This is a genomic window from Paenibacillus vietnamensis, from assembly GCF_020169515.1.
GTDB classification, from domain to species: domain Bacteria; phylum Bacillota; class Bacilli; order Paenibacillales; family Paenibacillaceae; genus Pristimantibacillus; species Pristimantibacillus vietnamensis.
Genome location: NZ_JAHMHW010000015.1, coordinates 68,254 through 87,620 on the forward strand (window position 1 = coordinate 68,254; position 19,367 = coordinate 87,620).

A 19,367-nucleotide genomic window follows, 5' to 3' on the forward strand; every position below is an offset into this window, starting at 1 on the left:
ACAGGGCGAACGGCCTTGTGCGCCTCTTTTTTATTACCTTCTGCACCGGTTTTTGGAAATTTTTTCTTTGTCGATCCTGCTTCCATACATTTATAATGGACTCAGAATATTCCAATAACCTGCGGGAGGCGATCCATGTTGAAAATGTTGTTCACGGTTGATGTAGAGGATTGGTTTTGCAGCCCGGATCTGCCGCTTTCGGAATGGGAGACTTGCCCGATCCGGCTGGAGAGGCCGACGCACCGGCTGCTGGATCTGCTGGACGAACATGGAGCGGAGGGAACCTTCTTCGTGCTCGGATGGATCGCGGAGAAAAGGCCTGAGCTGGTCAAGGAGATCCACAGAAGAGGGCATGAAATCGCCTCGCACGGCTACGCCCATCGGCTGGTTCACCGGCAAACCCCGCAGGAATTCAAGCAGGATATCAAACATTCGAAGGAGATGCTGGAGCAGCTGACGGGAACCGAGGTCCGCGGCTACCGGGCGCCATGCTTCTCGATGACGGATTGGGGGCTCGAGCTGCTGGGGGAGGAAGGCTTCGCTTACGATTCCAGCATCATGCCGAATTCGTTTAATCCGGACGGTTCAAGAGTCGAGCTGACCAAGGATGCACCGCCTTCTTTTCCAATCGACAAAAGCCTGTGGGAGATCCCGCTTCCTTCGTATCGCGCAGGCGGAATGAAAATTCCGTGGGGCGGGGGAGGGTATTTTCGCCTGTATCCGTATCGTCTCTTTCGCACCGGGGCGGAGAAGCTGATGCGTCAAAATGGCTCCTTCGTCTTCTATATCCATCCGTATGACCTCGATCGCGATCAGCCCCGCAAGCTCGGAACGACTTGGGCTAACGTCATTAGAAGGTATTACGGCTTGGGCGATACAAACCGCAAGCTCGGGCGGCTGCTGTCCGACTACTCCTGTACGTCGATCCGCCGCCAATATCCGCACATAGGGGAGCTGGCCGCATGCGAATGAAAGCCGAAATCGTGCGGAGCCGCCGGCTGCTCGAGGGTGCCGCTTACCTGTTCGGACAAGAAGCGGGCGTGAAGCTGGATGGATGGCAGGCTCCGGATGAAGAAGTTTGGGAAGGGCTCGCGGCGGGTGGAGCGGTTACGCCGGAGCGGCGGCTTGCGGATACGGCGTTCGGGTATACCTGTTACGAATATTACCGGCAGCTGCATGCACCGGGCTTCTTTGACGTTTTGCTGCTGCGGGAAGCCGAAGGCCGGGTCAAAATAGCCGACATCTGCTGCGGTGGAGGAGCCACGATCCATGCGCTGATTGGCGGCGAAGAGAGGGAGCTCGTCAGCGGAATCGACGAGAGCGAAGCTCAAATCGGCTTGCTCCAAGAGTTGTTAGGCCGTGGATCGCAGGTGCTCGTCAGCGGAAAAGAAGCTGTTCAAGCTCAGAATGGCTTGCTTCAAGCATTGATTGGCGAAGGGGCGGCTGAAAAGGGCCGGGTGTCTGCGATAACGGGCGACGCCCACCAATTGCCCTGGGGAGACGCGGCCTTTGACATGGCGGTATGCCGGACGGCGCTGCAATACTTGGACGTCGGACGGGCACTGGCCGAAATGCACCGTATTCTGGCTCCGCAGGGAAAGCTGTTTCTGCTCGTCCACGGTTCGGGTTACGGGCTGGATTACATGCTGGCGCGCAAGGGACTGTTCCGTCTAAAAACGTATGCCTTTTTGGCGCATAAGCTATCCGCGCGGCAAAGGCCGGCTGCCCCTTTTCTCCGCTCGCAGTCGCGTTTTTTGACGATGCGGGGCTTGGAGGCTTCGCTGCGGCAGGCGGGCTTCAGCGAGATACAGCTGCATACGGAGCCGAGGCGCGGGGTATTCGGTTTGTTTCCCGTCTACTTCGCCGCGGTAGCAACAAAATGATATTAACCGCCGTACTACATCATTGAGCCAGGAGTGTATTCGGGAATGACAAAGAAACAAGTGATTTACAGTACAATTTGCTCTCTCGTTATTGCTGCTGCATTGGATTTGGGACTATTTGCAGTTCTAGGGGCGCTTCTAATGCTGCAGACCCCTGATGATTTCGATTCCATAAATTCAAACAATTATTTTGTCGTCATTCATTATCAGTTTGTTTGGTATCACTATCTAATCGAAGTGGCTGCTGTATTTGGAATGTTCGCCGTCGCAGCGTTTTTTCTAAATAGAAAACATAGATGGAAATAGAAGCGAAGCCGGGGCTGTCTCAAAGGTCATGAAGCGACCGGGGAGTCGGCTCCGTTTTTTATGGTCTGGCGGGTCCAAATGCGGCAAATTCCATGTTTCAGCCCGTGCGCCGGAAGTGGAGGCTTTTTTAATGGACAAGAACGAGGCTTAGAGCCTCTATTGCGCAATTTCCACATTCAAACGGTCATCACGGCGCTTTAAAGCCATGCTCATAAAGAAAGCGCACCCTTCCACCTGACCTAAACGACACTGCTGTCCGATAGCAACCGATACTTGCTGCTTCGTCATTCCAAGCGGCGATTATGACCGTTACCTTACCAAAGCACATACTACCACACGAAACGGCCGGCGGGTACAAGAAGGCTTCCCCAAAGAAACTGCAGACAAGGCCGCAATATCCGTTTCCACAGCAGACTCGCTGGGTAATAGATTAAGCAGCGCCAAAGCGGAGCTACTACGTATTCGACGATAAAACGGATGAAGGGCTCGGCTGCATGCTTCCACAGCCAGACGACCGGAGGCGAGATGATGTTGGACCAGACCAAGTCCAGCAGACGAACCGGCAAATAAAACGGCATGTATACAATAAAGGCGATTCCCCTCAGCGCATACTTCACAACGGCATTCAACCCGAACCCGCGCAACAAGCACACAACCTTTCTTCCAAGCGAGATCAACTCCTCAAGTATACCGGAATCGGAGCGAAATGGAATGAGGTGCCGGTACGAATATCCGTGATCCATTTGTCTGGAATGTACTTTACACATCGGAATGAATGGAGCTTGAGGAGAAGGCGTGCTCTGCTGCAGCTTTTACAGCAAAAACCGGAAAAATTGCAGCATTTCCAGACGATAGGAGCAATCCGATGCATAAAGTGCAGCGGAAGCAGCCGGACAGCGCGCCATGCCAGGTATCCGCTTCACAAATTGCAGCAGAGGCGGCGAGGGCCGAGCCTGCCTTTCTTTGATCGGCCGCTAGCTTATCGTGTACAATAAGGCTAGGCGAGAGGAGGCTCCGAGATGCACTTTTATATCACGTTTATTATGAATGTCAGTATGCTCATTACCTGCGCCTATCTTTTTAATCTCGTCTATAAACATATTCTCAAAAATGCATCTTACATAACGAAGCAGCTTCTGCTAGTGGTCACGTTTATTTTCACGGGCTGGCTGGCGATGATATTCGGTGTGCAGCTGCCGGACGGCCCGGTCTTCGACTTGCGGGCGGTTCCGATTATCGTAGCGTCGCTTTTGTTCAACAAGCCGCGGTATGCTCTGATGATCGGGCTTGGCATCGCAGCTTCCCGCTTTGCCGTCAACGGCATGACGGCTAACGCAATGACCGGATCGATCAACATCGCCATAATGGGCATAATTGCCGCGGGATTGATTGCTCTTTACAAGCGAAAGAAGCTTTGGACCTATAGGCTGAAGGCAACGATATCCTTGCTCTCCGTCAATATTGTCCAAGTTACCGGCATCGCTTTGTTCGGAGCGCTCCGGCGCGACGTCTATCTCACTCAAATTATGCCGTACACGCTGCCTTTAGCCGTGCTGCTGGGCGCTTTTTTTCTGTTTATTATCCACGATTTCTACAAGGAGCAGCTGCGCGCGCAGGAACTGCGCGACATGAACCGGACGCTCATCCTGCAGACGTTGGAGCTGCTGGAGGCGAAGCGGGAGCTGGAGGAACGCGCGCGGCAGCTGGCGAAGGCTTCCCAGTACAAATCGGATTTTATGTACAATATGTCGCATGAGCTGAGAACGCCTTTGAACAGCATCATTCTGTTATCCCAGCTGATCCGCGAGAACGAGTGGGAGCGGGAGGAGCTCAGCGAGAACGGCCAATACGCGGATATCATTCATACGTCGAGCACCGAGCTGCTGCGCATCATCAATGACATTCTGGATCTTTCCAAGGTTGAGGCGGGCAAAATGGACATCGAATGGGGGCAAGCCGCCACCCGAGACCTGACTCAGCTGCTTTATCATCAGTTGTACCCGATAGCGGCGAAGAAGGGGCTCGCCTTCGTGGTAGAGATCGGTCAGGAGGTGCCCGAGGTTATTTATACGGACGGTCTCCGGCTCGCTCAAATTTTGCGCAACCTGTTATCCAACGCGGTAAAATTTACCGAACAGGGCAGCGTCTCCTTAAAGCTGTCCATGGACCAAACGACCGGCTGGTTTCTGTTTGAGGTGGAGGATACCGGCATCGGCATCGACGAAGCGAACCGGCAGCTGGTATTCGAGGCGTTCCAGCAGGAGGACGGCGCCGTCAGCCGGAAATACGAAGGGACCGGACTTGGGCTTGCGATCAGCCTGCAGCTGGCCAGGCTGCTTGGCGGGGATCTGACCCTCGCAAGCGAGAAGGGCAAGGGCAGCTTGTTTACCCTGAAGCTGCCGGCCGGCCTGCAGACCGAGGAGAGTAAGTAATTTGAGCATGCTCACCGGACCACCGGACTGTAGTTCCGTTATTTCGTGGAAAAAGTATGTTTATAACCGGTTTGCGGACCACAGATCCGCAATCGCGCACCTTTGGACTCATTTTTGACCACAAACCGATCCTCCGCGGAGCTAACAAATCCGCCAAAGCCGCATAGTTGCGGCTTTTTTGCGTTCATATGCTTCAAAGCCGCGAACCTCAATCCAAACCTGTCAGGCACAAGCGATTCGTCCAGAAAACGGCTGGATCGCGTATTTGTGCATGCTATGGAGGAATGGACAATTGAACGGCCGTCGCTCCGGAAGGTAAGATGGCGGTACAAGAAACGAAGGAGGGGCGCAGCGATGGCAGATACGCTCGATCAATTAAGTAAAGGCACCACACCGGCATCCGTCCGAATCCCCAAAGCGAAAGAGAATCTTTATCTCGCTAATATGCGCAAGCATTGGATGCTTTATATCATGATCCTGCCCGGCATCATTTATTATCTTGTTTTCAAATACGTTCCGCTGGCAGGAAGCGCAATCGCGTTTCAGGATTTTCAGATCATGAAGGGCATGATGAGCAGCCCCTGGGTCGGGCTGGACAATTTCAAGTTTATTTTTACGTATCAGGATTTTTACCTTGTATTAAGAAACACCGCGACGATCGCGCTGTACCATCTCGTATTCGGATTTCCGGCGCCGATCATTCTCGCGCTTCTGTTCAATGAAGTCAGACTGATGCTGGCCAAGCGGGTCGTGCAAAGCTTGTTTTATCTGCCGCACTTCCTGTCCTGGGTCGTTGTCGGCGGCATCGTGTTCGAGCTGCTGGCAAGTGAAGGCGCCTTCAATATGATCAGGGGCTGGCTCGGGATGGAGCCGATTCTGTTTATGCAGGAGCAGCGGTATTTCCGGTCCATCGTCGTCATTTCGGCGATCTGGAAGGATGTGGGCTGGGGGACGATCATCTATTTGGCCGCGATTGCCGGCATTAACCCGAATTTGTACGAAGCGGCCGTCATGGACGGCGCGAACCGGTGGAAGCAGACGCTGCATATTACGCTGCCGACGATGTTTCCGACTATTCTCGTGCTGTTTCTGCTTAATATCGGCAACTTCCTGGAGCTCGGCTTCGACCAGATTTACAACTTGCTCACTCCGATGACCTACTCGGTCGGGGATATCATCGAGACATACGTGTACCGGGCAGGGGTTCTGCAGGGACAATACAGCGTAACGACGGCGATCGGCTTGTTCCAGTCGGTGATCGGGTTCGCGCTGCTGTGGATCTTTAACCGGATGGCGCGTAAGTCGGAACAGGGGTTGTGGTAAATGAAGCAGACAAACGGCGAAAAAACATTCCAGCTGTTCAACTACGTCTTTCTATTCGCGGCTGCGGCCACGATGCTGCTGCCCTTGCTGCAGCTGCTGGCCGTGTCCCTCAGCTCGCCGGTCGCGGCCGATTCCAAGCGGGTGTTCCTGCTGCCGGTCGAGTTCACGACCGCTTCCTGGACGCACATTTTAGGGAATGAAGGGCTATGGACCGCCTTCGGCATTACAGTGTACATTACGGTGGCGGGCACGCTCGTCAGCATGCTGTTCTCGGTGCTGACGGCCTATCCGCTGGCGCATAAGGAGTTTCTTCTCCGCAAGCCGGTTATGCTGGGCATTGTCATTACGATGATTTTTAACGCTCCGATGATTCCGTTCTTCCTGACCGTACGCGAGCTGGGCATGATGAACTCGCTTTGGTCGCTGATTTTGCCTGGGGCGATCGGAACGTTTAACATGATTATTATCCGGACCTTCTTCATGGGCTTGCCGAAGGAGCTGGACGATTCGGCCAAAATAGACGGCTGCAGCGACTTCGGCATCCTATTCCGGATTTATCTGCCGCTTTCGAAGCCGGTGCTTGCGACAGTCAGCTTGTTTTATGCGGTAGGGTATTGGAATACGTTTCAGCGGGCGGTGCTCTTTATCCGCGATCCGGAGAAATGGCCGCTGCAGACGAAGCTGCGGGCTTACTTGACGTCGCCGGAGGAATTGGCTGCAGTCAATCTCGTGCTAGGGGATTACGATTTCAATACGACAACGTTGAAAGCGGCAACTATTCTGTTCGCCACGATTCCGATTATTCTGGTTTATCCTTACTTGCAGAAATATTTCGTGAAAGGCTCGATGCTCGGATCGCTTAAGGAGTAGCGGCCGGGCGGAATGCGCCGCAGGGTATGAAGCCGGCATGCCGGCTTAATATATCGCTTTTAACAAAAAAGGGGAGGCATCACGCATGTTGAGACAATGGATTGCAAAACCGGCCAAAACGGCCGCACTGGTGTCGCTGGTTGCCGTTACGGTGTTTACGGGCTGCTCGAGCTCGGGGAAAACGCCTGAAGCGGAAAGCGGGAAAGAGACCGAGTCCGGCTCCGTCACCGTCAAGGTGTTCAAGAGCCATATGGGAGTGGGGACAATCCCGGACCGCAATAACGATCATGTCAAGTATGTCGAAGAGAAGACCGGTGTCGTGTACGAATTGGTGACGACGCCTCCCGGCTCGGAGCCGACGGAATTTTTGAATTTGATGATCGCATCCGACGATCTGCCGGACATTCTCCGTCCGATCGGAGGCATCGAGCAGACGCTGATCAAGCAGGGCGGCGCTTTGCCGCTGGACGATCTGCTGCCGCAATACGCGCCTAACGTGTGGAAGAACATCCCGCAGGAAGCTTGGGATATCGTACGCTCCGCTTCTCCGGACGGCCACATTTATTATGTGCCTAAGGTGTTCCTTGTGCCGGAGCGCGCTCCGATGATCCGCCAGGACTGGCTGGACAAGGTCGGCCTGGAAATGCCGAAGACGATCGAGGAATACAAGGAAGTGCTGCGCGCTTTCCGCGACAAGGATCCGAACGGCAACGGGCAGCCGGACGAGCTTCCGACGACCGGACGGGAGTTCGGCAAATGGATGGATCACCTGTTCGGCATGTACGGCGTAGCGATGTGGGAAGGCGTTCCGGAGTGGGATATTTACGACGGACAGATTCAATATGCGGGCGTGACGAAAAACATGAAGGCAGCCATCGCCTTTATCCGCGAGCTTTATGAGGAAAAGCTGCTCGACAACGAGACGTTCCTTAACAAAGGCGACGTATGGATGGCAAAAATCAACAATAACCAGGTCGGCAGCTGGTACCATCTTCCAGCCAACCTTCGCGATCGTGTGACGGCTATGCAGAAAACGGCGCCTGACGCTTACGTAGCCGGCATGCCGATGCCGGCGGTTGAAGGCTTCGAAGGCTTCGTTACGCAGAAGAGCATGGGCGAGCCGGAATGGCTGATTCCGGCGGCGGCCAAGGACAAAGCGGAAGCTTCCCTGAAGCTGCTCGATTTCTTCTACAACAAAGAAAATGACGAGTTTGTCCGCTGGGGCATCGAGGGCCAGCAGCATGAGGTGGTCGACGGCAAGAAGGTGCTGCTGCCGCCGGAGGACAGCCGGCCGATCGCGCTCGGCATGCGCAACTTGACGACGAAGGAAGATATGGACAACCGCATCAAGGAGACGATTCCGGAAGGCATGCAGAAGATGGTTCAGGATATCTTTGCGGTGAGCACGGCGGATGCGCGCCGGATTGCAGGCGACGGCATGCCGGCCACCGTATACGAGGGCTTCCCGGACATTCAATCGCATAAGCTGTTCCAGGAATATTTGACCAAAATCGTAATCGGCGAATGGCCGCTGGAGAAGTTCGACGAGTTCGTAGACAAATGGAATAAAGCCGGCGGGGAAACGGTCACCAAGCGTGTTCAGGAATGGTACGCCAAAGTGCAAAAATAAACGGCCAAAAGGCGGAGCCGGCATCGTTCATGCCGGCTTCTCCGCCGCCTGCAGGCGCGCGGACGCAAGAAAGGACTGTCATTGATGAAAAAAAGATATGCGATCTGCGGAGTCAGCGGCAGGGCGCTCGGCATGTTTGCGAAGCCGATCCACACCTTGTTCGCGGGAAGCTGCGAGCTGGTCGGCCTGCTGGACCGCGATCCCGCGCGTTTCGAGCTGTACCGGTCGAGGTACCCGGAGCATACGGGAATCGCCACATACGGCGAGCATGAGTTCGACCGGATGGTCGACGAGACCAAACCGGACGTGATCATCGTCGCAGGCCGCGACGACACGCATGCGCGTTATTTGATCGCCGCGCTGCAGCGGGATCTGGACGTCATTACGGAGAAGCCGATGGTGACGACCGGCGAGGACAGCCGGAAGGTGATGGAGGCGGAGAAAGCGAGCAAGGGCAAAGTCACGGTAACGTTCAATTACCGCTACGCCCCGATTCATACGAAGATCAAGGAAATCGTCATGGAAGGGAAGCTCGGCCGGATTACGTCGATCGATTTGAACTGGTATCTGGATACGCATCACGGCTCCAGCTACTTCAAGCGGTGGAACCGCGACCGCAGCTTGTCCGGCGGGTTGTCGGTGCACAAGAGCACGCATCACTTCGATCTGGTGAACTGGTGGATCGATCAGAAGCCGGTTGAGGTATTCGCGTACGGCGCATTGAATTATTACGGCGCGGATGCGGAAGCGAATCCGGCGAAAGAGGACGGCCGCCATTGCGGCACCTGCACGTTAACCGAAGACTGCTCGTACTACTCGCGCTGGAACGCGCGCAGCCGCAGGCTCAGCGTGCCGGACGATCATCTCGGCTCGCTTGAAGCCGGCAAGTCGGCGGCGTTTCCTTACTCGGATTACCGGCCTGACCGGTGCATTTTCGACTCGGAAATTGAAATCGAGGATACGTATACCGCAACCGTCAAATATAACGGCGGCGCGCTGCTCAGCTACTCGGTCAACTTCTCTCTTCCTTACGAAGGCTATCGGCTCGCGATTAACGGAACGAAGGGCAGGCTCGAAACGGTGGAGTATCATATGCCCGGACGAACGCCGTTCCCGGTTCCGGTGCAGACGATCGATTATTTCCCGCTGTTCGGTTCCAAGGAGACGATCCATGTCGTGCACCGGGAAGGCGGACACGGCGGAGGCGACCCGCTGCTGCTGGAGGATTTGTTCATGGGCGAGGATAAAAGGCGTCCTTACCGCATCCTCTCGGGCGCGGCGGACGGTGCGTATTCGGTGGCGACCGGCGAAGCGGTATGGCGTTCCGTGAAGGAGCATCGCCCCGTAACGATCGAGGAAGTGCTCGGCGGCGGAGGCAGTGCCGGATCGGTATCGGGCACGGCCGCTCTCAGCGGCAAAGGAGGCGAAGCGTCATGACGGTTCAGGGAGCCCCGTATTTCGGGCCGGCCGAAAGCATGGCCGCACAAACGCAGGGCGGAAGCATTCCGCATGTGCTGGAGGTCATGGCCCGGCGCTACGTCGGCGAGCATCCGCCGCACGGCCCGGTGTACCGGGTGACGCGGGAGAACGCAATCCGCAAGGGGCGGGACCACGCTTATGAATTTCCGGTACGAAGCATGTTCCCGGACATGCGGACCGGCCAGCGCGTCTATGCATGGGCGAAGTTGTGGATTGAACAGCCGCATGACTTTATTTTCGCGCTTCGCTGCGGCGGAGAGGTGAAGCTTTACCACAATGGAGAGAAATGCTTCGGCTCCTCTCCGGAGGAGGAAGCGGCAGGGCCTGGCGAAGCGGCGCCTCAGCTGAAGGTGAAGCTTGACTTGTCGCGCGGCTGGAACCATTTTGTGCTGGAGCTGGGCGTCGGCGCTAATGGAGGCTGCGGAGCGGCCTTCGGCACGGGCAATCGCAAAAATAAGCCTTACCACTTCCTCGCTCCGTCTGCAGAACGGGAAGGAGAAGAGGGCTGGGTGTATACGGCGCCCCTCGACCGTCCGCTTGAGCGCATTCCCGGCTCGGACGGTCCGGAAACGGCGACGGGTGCGGAGTGGTTCCCAGCAAAAGGCGGAGATGTTCGGGAGGACGGCAGGCTGGAGCGGCTGTACGGCATGAAGCCGGCTTATACCGCTTATGCCTGGTCGAAGGTCGCGAACCGGACAGCAACAAGCCGAAAGATAAAGCTTGCGGGTACCGCTTTCGGGCCCGTGCGGTTTCTCTGGCTCGGCGTGGAGGTATATGCCTCCTATAAGCCGGGTGAATTTTTCTTTGAGCTTGAGGCTCCTCCGGGAGCGGGCGACTTGATCGTTCAGAGCGAATGCGACGGGCACGGCTGGGGCTTTCAGCTGCGGGAGCTCCCGCCTGAAGCGGAGCTGGCGGCGCCCCGGAAGGTTCACGGATACGCAGGCGAATGGCTTCATCTCGGTCCGTTTCCGCCGGAATCGGCAGTCGAAATCGCGGATTACCTGTCGCTGGACACGGTTGCCGACGCAGGGACGGAATCGTTCTTCTGGACGACCGTTGAGCCAGGAGCTCATGTCCGGCCTTTCCTCGAAAATGAGCTGTTCGGCCGCTGGAACTACCCTCTCGGCGTGACGATGACCGGCCTGCTGGAGACGGGGCGCCTGCTCGGTCAGGGCGAGCTTGGCGATTACGTCCGGCGCCACGTTTCATTCGCGACCTCCGTATATGCATATTCGCTGTGGGACCGCGAACGCTTCGGCGCCGCGGGAATCAACAACCAGCTGTCGGATATCGACAGCCTGGACGACTGCGGCTCTTTTGGAGCGCTGGCCATCCTTGCCGGCCGCGGGCATACGCTGAAAGGGGCGAGCGCGGCGGCGGACGATATCGCTCATTATATTATGCAGGTGCAGGACCGTATGGAGGATGGCGCGTTATACCGCCAGATCGGCGTCTCGCCGAGCATGCATAACACGATGTGGTGCGACGACATGTACATGAGCGTACCTTTCCTGTGCCGGTACGCCGAGCTTACGGGCGACGCCCGGTACGTGGACGAAGCCGCTCGCCAGCTGCTGCTTTACAAAAACTATTTGTATATGCCGGAGCGGCAGATCATGTCCCACGTGTTCGATGTCGCTAAGGGGAAGCAGTCCCGCACCGCATGGGGAAGAGGCAACGGCTGGGTGTTCTTCTCGCTGGCCGTTCTGCTCGGCGTGCTGCCCGAGACCCATGCCGATTATCCGAAAATCATTTCGTTTTACCGCGAGCTGGCGGAAGGCTATCTCCGGCTTCAGGGCAAAAACGGCTTATGGCATCAGGTGCTGACCGATCCGGAGTCGTACGAGGAATCTTCGTGCACCTCCATGTTTATTTACGGCTTCGCCCTCGGCGTACGCTGCGACTGGCTCGAGGAGCCGGAGAGCTATACACGCGCCGTCTTGTCCGGCTGGGACGGATTATGCAGCCGGGCCATCGATAAGCGGGGCAATCTGTACGGCGTCTGCAAGGGCTCCAGCTGGTCTTATTCCCATTCTTATTACAAGCATGATCTGGGCTGGAACTTGAACGATACGCACGGCATCGGCATCGTACTGCTCGCCGGCATCGAAGCGCAGCGGATGAAGGAGGCGCTGGCGGGCGAAGGCCGCCGTCAACTGCCGGGACTAAGGCAGGCGGAAGCCGGGAGCGTGTAAAGAAGTCGGGATCGCGGTATAATGAAAGGATTCTCGGCAAAAGGTGGGATTTTTCGTGGCGCAATCCGTCAAGCAATGGTTGAAGTACAATCTGGCAAACACACAAATCCGGCTGGTGCTGATTTTGACCTTTTCCGTTTTTCTGATTATTTTGGCCGTGAGCCTGACTTCGTATTATACGTCCAAGTCCGTTATGCAGGAAGAGCTCAGCGAGCTGCAGCTGCAGATGCTTCAGCTCAATATGAATGTGATCGACGAATCGATCCGGGAAAGCGACCAGGCGGCCATCCAGGTAGCTTTGAACGATCATGTCTATAAATTTTTGACCAGTGAAGTGCAAGGTTCGTATTCGAACGTATCGCAAGCCTATCAGTTTCTGACAACCTTGATCAGCAATTCCAAGTATATCAAGAGCATCTATATTCACGACCTGGAACGGGACAGCTTTTTGGCGATCCCGCAGGGCTACAGCTCGAGCAAGAAGAACTTCGCCGATTCCGAATGGACAAGCGTAGAATCCGAATTCGGAGACAAAACGATGGTCATCAAAAAACGCGAGGTGCCCGAAGGAGCGGGCGGCAAAGGCTCGGACGTGACGCTGTTCCGCAAAATCGCGATCCAAGGCAAGTTTAAAGGAATCGTTGCCGTCAACCTGAAGGATGAGGAGCTGTTCGCCAAGCTGAATCCGCCGGTCATGAACAATCTGAACCGGACGCGCTATATTATTGACAAGCAGAACGCATTTTTATATTCTCATTCGAATTATAAGTTCAACGAGGGAGCGCTCAGCGAGGCGCTGGCCGAGCTGGAGCAGGAGGAAGGGGATGCGACGCTGCAAACCCGGGAGCTGCTCGTCAATCAGCTCGTATCGCCGGTAACCGGCTGGCGGTACGTATCGATCGTCGAGCAGGACAGCCTGCTCGCGAAATCCAAGCGGGTCGCCACTGCCGTGCTGCTCGTATCGATTGCGGCGCTTGCGCTTGGCGCGGCTACAATATTCTACATGAACAAGGCGGCGTTCCGGCCGGTCCGCAGGCTGAAGCAGCTGTTCAGCCTTCATGACCGCAAGGCAAGCGAGGCGGATGGCATCGATTTGGAGAAGCTGACCGGCGAGCTGCTGACCAACCACGCGCATTTGTCACAGCTTGTGCGCGAGACGATGACCGAGGCGTCCTCGAAGCTGCTTAACGATATCTACTTGGGCCACATCAGCGGCAAAAGGGATTTGGAGGAGAAATGGAGCCGCTACTTCGGCGGATGGACGGATGCGCCGCTTACCGTAGCCGTTCTGTCGATCGACCGGTACGATCAGTGGTCGCGCACGTTCACCGGCGGGGATCATTCGCTGCTGAAATTTGCGCTTGCCAACATCGCGGCCGAGCTGTTCGATCCGGAATGGCGCATTGCTTGCGCCGACTTCGGCAAGGACAAGACGGCACTTCTGCTGCAGCCGCGTTCCGAAGGGCTGTCGGCAGGGAAAAGGCTGGAGGAGTCGCTCGAGGTCGTGTCACGGCTGCTTAAGTTCAGCGTATCGGCCGGTATCAGCAGCCCTCATGCGGACGTAACGAGGCTGAAGCAAGCGATGCTCGAGGCCGAGAACGCGCTCACCTACCGCTTGTATAAAGGCTGCGGCCAGGTGATACCGTTCTCTGAGGTATCCGGGCACGAAGTGCGCGAGCCGCGGGAGCCGAACCGCAACGAGGCAACGCTTGAGCAGCTCACGGGGCTGATCGAATCGGGCGATATGGAGGGCGCGGTCGAGGCGGTGGAGCGGATGACCGGCAATATCGAAAGCGAATACGGCTATCCTTCCGAGGCCGTTGCCTTTCTGCAGGAGGCCGCCGGCCGCATCGACCAGCTCCGCCCGGCAGGCGGAAACGCTTCGCGGGATTCGTACGACTGGTTCGGCACGTTGCCCATGGACGAGATCCGAGGCGAGCTTTCGGCCAAGGTGACGGAGCTCGTCCAGCGTTTCCGGAAGCAGGCGGAGAGCAAGGATTTTGTCATGTGCCACCGTATGATCGAATATATGAAGCAGCATTTGGGAGAGCCGATCGGCATACCGGAAATATCCGAATCGATCGGCATCAGCAGCAGTCTGGCGAGCCAGCTGTTCAAGCAGGAGACGGGCGAGACGATCTACAACTATTTGACCAAGCTCCGGATGGACCGGGCGGGCGAGCTGCTGCTGAAGTCGGACGACCGCATTTCGGACATCGCGCAGATGGTCGGCTATCAGCACGAGAACAGTTTTATACGAAGCTTTCGCAAATTTAAAGATATAACGCCGGGCAAGTACCGGGAAATGATGAGGACCCGGCTGGACGCCGCGCTCGAGTGACCGGCGGAAATGGCGGACCTCCGGGTTCCCTCATATGGGAGGAGCCATAGCTATGGATAGAAAAAAAATCGTGGAACGACATCAGCCTGAGCTGAACAAATGGGACCCGTTGTCCCCATTTTCGGTAGGCAACGGGGAGTTCGCTTTTACGGCTGACATTACGGGCCTGCAGTCTTTTCCCGGGCAGTACGAGGTGCCGCTTGGCACGCAGTCCAATTGGGGCTGGCATTTCACGGGGGGACACGGGCGGTTCAGCGAAAGCGACGCCGCCTATCAGCCTTATGATACGTATGGCCGCGAGGTCGGGTATGCCTTTAAGCCGGGCGATAAACCCGAGGCTTACCACTGGCTGCGGCAAAATCCGCACCGCCTTCAGCTGGGCCGTCTCTCGTTCCGGTTCCTGAGCGAATCGGGCGGCGAAGCGGCTGCGGCAGATATAACGGATATCCGCCAGAAGCTGGATTTATGGACAGGCATTTTGAGCAGCGAGTTTTGCGTGCAGGGGGTACCGGTCAGCGTTACGACGGTCTGCCGCGCGGAAACCGATACCGTCGGCGTGCGGGTAAGCTCGGCGCTGATCTCCGAGGGCAGGCTGCAGGTGTTCATCCGTTTTCCGGCGCCGGATATGGTGTCGACGCAATGGGCGAAAGCGGTGTTCCCGGACCTGGAAAACGACGGCAGGCATCTAACGGAGCTTAAGGAATCGAACGGCAATCATGCGGTGCTGGCAAGAAGCATGGACGAGGACGGCTATGAGGTTGCCTGGTCGTGGAGCGCAGGCCGTCTGGAGCGCACAGGCGTACATGAGTTTACGCTCATCCCGGATTCGCGCGGGGAATTGCTTGAATTTTCAGTCGGCTTTGCGCAGCAGTCGCCTGTGACGGCCGGATTTGAAGAGACCTTGGCTTCCAGCAGCCGCAAGTGGGAAGCGTTCTGGACGAACGGCGCCGCCATCGACTTCTCGGGAAGCTCCGATCCGCGTGCCTACGAGCTGGAACGGCGTGTCGTGCTTTCTCAATTTTTGCTCGCGCTGCACAGCGGAGGCTCGCTGCCGCCGCAGGAGACGGGCTTGATGTATAACAGCTGGTTCGGCAAAGCGCATCTGGAAATGCACTGGTGGCATGCCGTCCACTTCCCGCTTTGGGGAAGGGAGAGCTTTTTGCTGAACAGTATGGATTGGTACAGCCGTATTTTGCCGGTCGCGCGCGATTTGGCGAAGTCCCAGGGCTATGAAGGGGCGCGCTGGCCGAAAATGGTCGGCTTCGACGGCAAGCCATGCCCGTCCGCGGTTGCCAACGGCTTGATCTGGCAGCAGCCGCATCCGATGACGCTTGCAGAGCTGTGCTACCAGGCGGATCCGTCTCGGGCTACGCTGGAGCGGTTCCGGGATATCGTGTTTGAAGGGGCCGATTTCATGGTCTCGTTCGCTCATTGGAATGAAGAGACGAAAGCCTACGATCTTGGACCTCCGCTCATTCCGGCCCAGGAATGCCATCCGATGCAGGGCAGCAAAAACCCGCCATACGAGCTGGAATACTGGAAGCACGGACTGGAAATCGCCGTGCGCTGGGCGGAGCGGCTCGGTGAGCCGGGGAACCCGGCCTGGGGCGTGACGGCGGCCGCGATGGCGGAGCCTCCGCAGGCGGACGGCGTCTATCTTGCGCATGAGCTGTGCCCGGAAACGTTCCAGACGAAAAACCGCGACCATCCTTCGATGCTGGGCGCGCTCGGCATGCTGCCGGGCACGAAGATCGACCCTGCGGTGATGCGCGCGACGCTGCATAAGGTGAAGGAAGTCTGGATGTGGGATTCCGCCTGGGGCTGGGATTTCCCGATGTGCGCCATGACGGCGGCAAGGCTTGGCGAGCCGGAGCTCGCAGTCGACTTTTTGCTGATGGATGCGACCAAAAACACGTATTTGACGAGCGGACATAACTACCAGCGTCCGGGCTTGTCGGCCTATCTGCCGGGCAATGGAGGACTGCTGGCTGCCGTAGCGATGATGGCGGCCGGCTGGCAGGACGGTCAGGGCGGCGGCTCAAGTTTGCAAGGCGGCGCGGTTAATCCCGGCTTCCCGCAGGACGGCAGCTGGTCGGTGAAGTGGGAGGGCTTGAAGCCTTGGCTGTAGGCCCGATTTAAAGGAGCGGTGACCGAACGCCGATTACCTGAACCTTAACTGAACACCGATGACTGAACACCGAAGACTGAACACCGAAGACTGAACACCGAAGACTGAACACCGAAGACTGAATACCGGTAACAGCACCACTAAACGCCGATAACCAGCAGTAACTGTATTTGATGTCATTATTTTTGAAGCGTGAGCTGCCTTTCCTCGAATAACGGGATTTGATGCATTTAATTTTGAGCAACCGGCTCTGAATCTACTTTTTTCATTGTAATAGATACAGAGAATCCATTTATTTCGCGAAAAAGTGGCATTACGCTGATAATAGCTGCAACGAATCCATTTATTACACAAATTTTGCCCCCGGGAGCTGCGGCGCGCGCAAGGCACGGGTTACGTATTACGTACCGAATGCCGCATAAGCTGATTCGCTGCCGCCGCCCTTCCGGAGCGCATATGGGAGGCAATCCTATGTGTTCAAAAGGGGCCTTATGGCCCTCCGAGCGCAAGACGCTCATCGACCGCCTGACGGGGCTCGAAGTTACGCAGCTGACGGATTATAAGGCGCACAGCCATCATTTGTATTTTACCGAAAACGGCTGGTATGACGGGGACCGGCGGCTGCTGATGGTATCGGACAGGGGCGGCAGCACAAACTTGTACAGCCTGGAGGCGGAGAGCGGCCTCATGATGCAGCTGACCGATTACCCGGGGAATGACGCGCTCGACGCTTGTCTGCTGCCGGACGGAAGCGCCGCTTTCGTCAAGGTCGGACGCAAGCTGATCCGTCTTGACCTGCGAACGCTGGTGGAGGAGCTTCGGTACGAGGCGCCGGAAGGGTATCTGCTTGGCAACGCAAGCGCGACGGCCGACGGCAGGTTTATCATGACCTGCGTACAGGAGGATTTGTCGCGCCGGATCCGGCTCGACCTCGGCAACGGGTACGTCGGCCACCGGGAGCTGATGGAAGCCGCGCCCCACAGCATGATCGTGCGCATAGATGCGCACACGGGCGGGGCGGTGAAGGTATATGAGGCGAACCGCTTCATTACCCATATCAACACATCGCCGAAGGAGCCTTGGCTGATGACATTTTGTCACGAGGGACCTTGGCATCTGGTCGATCACCGCATTTGGGGGCTGGATCTGCGCACCGGGGAAGCCTGGAAAATCCGGGAGCGTCTCGAGCCGGGCGAAAAGGTCGGTCACGAGTTTTTTTACCCGGACGGGGTTACGGTCGGTTATCATGGCTTCCGCGTGGACGGCACCAATTTTTTCGGGAGCATCCGTTACGACAACACCGGCATGGAGGAGACCGAGTTCGGCTTCGACACGTGGCATGGATATGCGGACGGCTTGGGACAGGCAGTGGTGGACGGGAAAGGCGCGGTCAAGTCGTTAAGCCTATGGCGCAAAATAGACGGAGTCTACGAAGGCCCCCGCATCCTCTGCGAGCTGCGCTGCAGCTTCCATTCGCAGAAGGTGCATGCGCATCCGCGGTTTACGGCGGACGGCAAACGCTTGCTGTTCACCAGCGACAAGAACGGTTATGGAAACTTGTATGTAATCGATATTCCGGAAGATTTTCATTCGCTTCCGCCGCTTGATATCTAGTTGAGAGAGGAGAATGAAGATGACAGCTGCTTCAATTAGCACAGTTCACGAAGGCAAATTGTCCGTCAAGGTGGCGGACACGGTATTATCGAAACGCAAGGACGGGTATCACCCGAATATCATCAACGTATGGGGGTATGTGGCGGGCATGATGCTGACGGCGTTCGGCCGGCTCGGCGATTGGACGGGGAATGACGAATACCATGCCATCGTAAAAAAACACATGGACGTATTCGTTCAGGAAGACGGATCCATCCGCGGCTATACGCTTGAGGATTACAACCTGGATCACATCAACAAGGGAAAAAATCTGCTTCGCCTCTGGAGGGAAACCGGCGAGTCCAAGTACGAGCAGGCGGCCCGGCTGCTTGCCGCACAGCTTACCGGCCAGCCTCGGACAGAGGAGGGCGGCTTCTGGCATAAGAAAATTTATCCTTTCCAAATGTGGCTGGACGGCCTTTACATGTCGTCTCCGTTCATGGCGGAGTTCGCCAAAACCTCAGGCGAGAGCGCCTGGTTCGACGAAGCGGCTCATCAGCTGCTGCTGATCGAGAAACGCACGCGCGACCCGCGGACGGGCCTTCTGCATCATGCTTGGGACGAGAGCCGCGAGCAGCGGTGGTGCGACGGCACGACGGGACGCTCGCGCTTCGTGTGGGGCAGGGCGATGGGCTGGTATGCGATGGCGCTTGTCGATTCGCTCGAGCATTTCCCGGTCAACCATCCGAAGCGCGGGCAGCTGATGGGCATTTTCGAGCGGATGGCAAATGCGGTGCTGCGGGTGCAGGATCAGGAAAGCGGCGTATGGTACCAGCTGATGGATTGCAACGGCCGCGAAGGCAATTATTTGGAAGCGTCGGGCTCCTGCATGCTGACTTATGCGCTGGCCAAAGGAATCAGGCTCCGTTACTTGGCGGAAATCGACAGGAAGGCCGTGGAACGGGCGTATGACGGCATTTTGAGCCGGTTCGTCACCGAGGACGAGGAAGGAGTACATCTGCACTCCATTTGCCACGGCGCCGGACTGGGCGGACGCAAATACCGCGACGGCTCCTATGAATATTACATGAGCGAAGCTGTCGTCAGCGACGTCATGATGGGCGTCGCGCCTCTGCTGCTGGCCAGCATCGAGCTTGAGCGGCTGCGCGCGCAGGATAACGGCTAAA

14 protein-coding genes are annotated in these 19,367 nt (G+C 56.9%); 13 read left to right on the forward strand and 1 reads right to left on the reverse strand.

Going from position 1 to position 19,367, the window contains the following annotated elements:
• Positions 1–135 precede the first annotated feature (135 nt).
• The 3 genes from KP806_RS21630 to KP806_RS21640 are packed head-to-tail and all read left to right on the forward strand — an operon-like array spanning position 136 to position 2,189.
• On the forward strand, positions 136–972 hold the full coding sequence (locus KP806_RS21630) for a polysaccharide deacetylase family protein (RefSeq protein ID WP_224725830.1): 837 nt from the start codon (positions 136–138) through the stop codon (positions 970–972).
• Positions 963–1,883, forward strand: coding sequence for a class I SAM-dependent methyltransferase (locus KP806_RS21635; protein WP_224725831.1), 921 nt, complete (start codon positions 963–965; stop codon positions 1,881–1,883). The genes KP806_RS21630 and KP806_RS21635 overlap by 10 nt, the downstream gene beginning before the upstream one ends.
• Before the next feature lie 45 nt (positions 1,884–1,928).
• Entirely contained in the window at positions 1,929–2,189 is a 261-nt protein-coding gene (locus tag KP806_RS21640; RefSeq protein WP_224725832.1) for a hypothetical protein, read from the forward strand.
• A 329-nt stretch (positions 2,190–2,518) separates the two neighbouring features.
• Here the strand turns inward: KP806_RS21640 and KP806_RS21645 are convergent, their stop codons facing one another.
• Complete coding sequence (locus KP806_RS21645) at positions 2,519–2,842, reverse strand: hypothetical protein (RefSeq protein WP_224725833.1); 324 nt, start codon at positions 2,840–2,842, stop codon at positions 2,519–2,521.
• 366 nt (positions 2,843–3,208) lie between these two features.
• On the opposite strand from KP806_RS21645, the gene KP806_RS21650 reads away from it, so the two are divergent.
• From KP806_RS21650 to KP806_RS21695, 10 genes are all read left to right on the forward strand, one after another.
• Positions 3,209–4,621, forward strand: a complete 1,413-nt coding sequence (locus KP806_RS21650) for an ATP-binding protein (RefSeq protein WP_224725834.1) — start codon at positions 3,209–3,211, stop codon at positions 4,619–4,621.
• A 444-nt stretch (positions 4,622–5,065) separates the two neighbouring features.
• Positions 5,066–5,944, forward strand: coding sequence for an ABC transporter permease (locus KP806_RS21655; protein ID WP_224725878.1), 879 nt, complete (start codon positions 5,066–5,068; stop codon positions 5,942–5,944).
• On the forward strand, positions 5,945–6,814 hold the full coding sequence (locus tag KP806_RS21660; protein WP_224725835.1) for a carbohydrate ABC transporter permease: 870 nt from the start codon (positions 5,945–5,947) through the stop codon (positions 6,812–6,814).
• 85 nt (positions 6,815–6,899) lie between these two features.
• Positions 6,900–8,444: an extracellular solute-binding protein gene (locus tag KP806_RS21665; RefSeq protein WP_224725836.1), complete on the forward strand. Its 1,545-nt coding sequence runs from the start codon at positions 6,900–6,902 to the stop codon at positions 8,442–8,444.
• An 84-nt stretch (positions 8,445–8,528) separates the two neighbouring features.
• Positions 8,529–9,881, forward strand: a complete 1,353-nt coding sequence (locus tag KP806_RS21670; protein WP_224725837.1) for a Gfo/Idh/MocA family protein — start codon at positions 8,529–8,531, stop codon at positions 9,879–9,881.
• On the forward strand, positions 9,878–12,118 hold the full coding sequence (locus KP806_RS21675) for a glycoside hydrolase family 88/105 protein (protein WP_224725838.1): 2,241 nt from the start codon (positions 9,878–9,880) through the stop codon (positions 12,116–12,118). Before KP806_RS21670 ends, KP806_RS21675 begins: the two co-directional genes overlap by 4 nt.
• A gap of 55 nt (positions 12,119–12,173) precedes the next feature.
• Positions 12,174–14,459 carry a helix-turn-helix domain-containing protein gene (locus KP806_RS21680; protein ID WP_224725839.1) on the forward strand — a complete coding sequence of 762 codons (2,286 nt, stop codon included), beginning with the start codon at positions 12,174–12,176 and terminating at the stop codon, positions 14,457–14,459.
• A 52-nt stretch (positions 14,460–14,511) separates the two neighbouring features.
• A complete protein-coding gene (locus KP806_RS21685) occupies positions 14,512–16,587 on the forward strand; it encodes a glycoside hydrolase family 65 (RefSeq protein WP_224725840.1) in 2,076 nt (691 codons plus the stop codon).
• A gap of 471 nt (positions 16,588–17,058) precedes the next feature.
• Positions 17,059–18,201, forward strand: coding sequence for an oligogalacturonate lyase family protein (locus KP806_RS21690; RefSeq protein WP_224725841.1), 1,143 nt, complete (start codon positions 17,059–17,061; stop codon positions 18,199–18,201).
• A gap of 19 nt (positions 18,202–18,220) precedes the next feature.
• Complete coding sequence (locus KP806_RS21695) at positions 18,221–19,366, forward strand: glycoside hydrolase family 88/105 protein (RefSeq protein WP_224725842.1); 1,146 nt, start codon at positions 18,221–18,223, stop codon at positions 19,364–19,366.
• Position 19,367 lies beyond the last annotated feature (1 nt).

Coding starts and splice junctions, on each gene's coding strand:
- KP806_RS21695 (WP_224725842.1), top strand. CDS start 18,221: ATGACAGCTGCTTCAATTAGCACAGTTCACGAAGGCAAATTGTCCGTC.
- KP806_RS21660 (WP_224725835.1), top strand. CDS start 5,945: ATGAAGCAGACAAACGGCGAAAAAACATTCCAGCTGTTCAACTACGTC.
- KP806_RS21640 (WP_224725832.1), top strand. CDS start 1,929: ATGACAAAGAAACAAGTGATTTACAGTACAATTTGCTCTCTCGTTATT.
- KP806_RS21650 (WP_224725834.1), top strand. CDS start 3,209: ATGCACTTTTATATCACGTTTATTATGAATGTCAGTATGCTCATTACC.
- KP806_RS21655 (WP_224725878.1), top strand. CDS start 5,066: ATGCGCAAGCATTGGATGCTTTATATCATGATCCTGCCCGGCATCATT.
- KP806_RS21675 (WP_224725838.1), top strand. CDS start 9,878: ATGACGGTTCAGGGAGCCCCGTATTTCGGGCCGGCCGAAAGCATGGCC.
- KP806_RS21690 (WP_224725841.1), top strand. CDS start 17,059: ATGTGTTCAAAAGGGGCCTTATGGCCCTCCGAGCGCAAGACGCTCATC.
- KP806_RS21665 (WP_224725836.1), top strand. CDS start 6,900: ATGTTGAGACAATGGATTGCAAAACCGGCCAAAACGGCCGCACTGGTG.
- KP806_RS21630 (WP_224725830.1), top strand. CDS start 136: ATGTTGAAAATGTTGTTCACGGTTGATGTAGAGGATTGGTTTTGCAGC.
- KP806_RS21635 (WP_224725831.1), top strand. CDS start 963: ATGCGAATGAAAGCCGAAATCGTGCGGAGCCGCCGGCTGCTCGAGGGT.
- KP806_RS21670 (WP_224725837.1), top strand. CDS start 8,529: ATGAAAAAAAGATATGCGATCTGCGGAGTCAGCGGCAGGGCGCTCGGC.
- KP806_RS21685 (WP_224725840.1), top strand. CDS start 14,512: ATGGATAGAAAAAAAATCGTGGAACGACATCAGCCTGAGCTGAACAAA.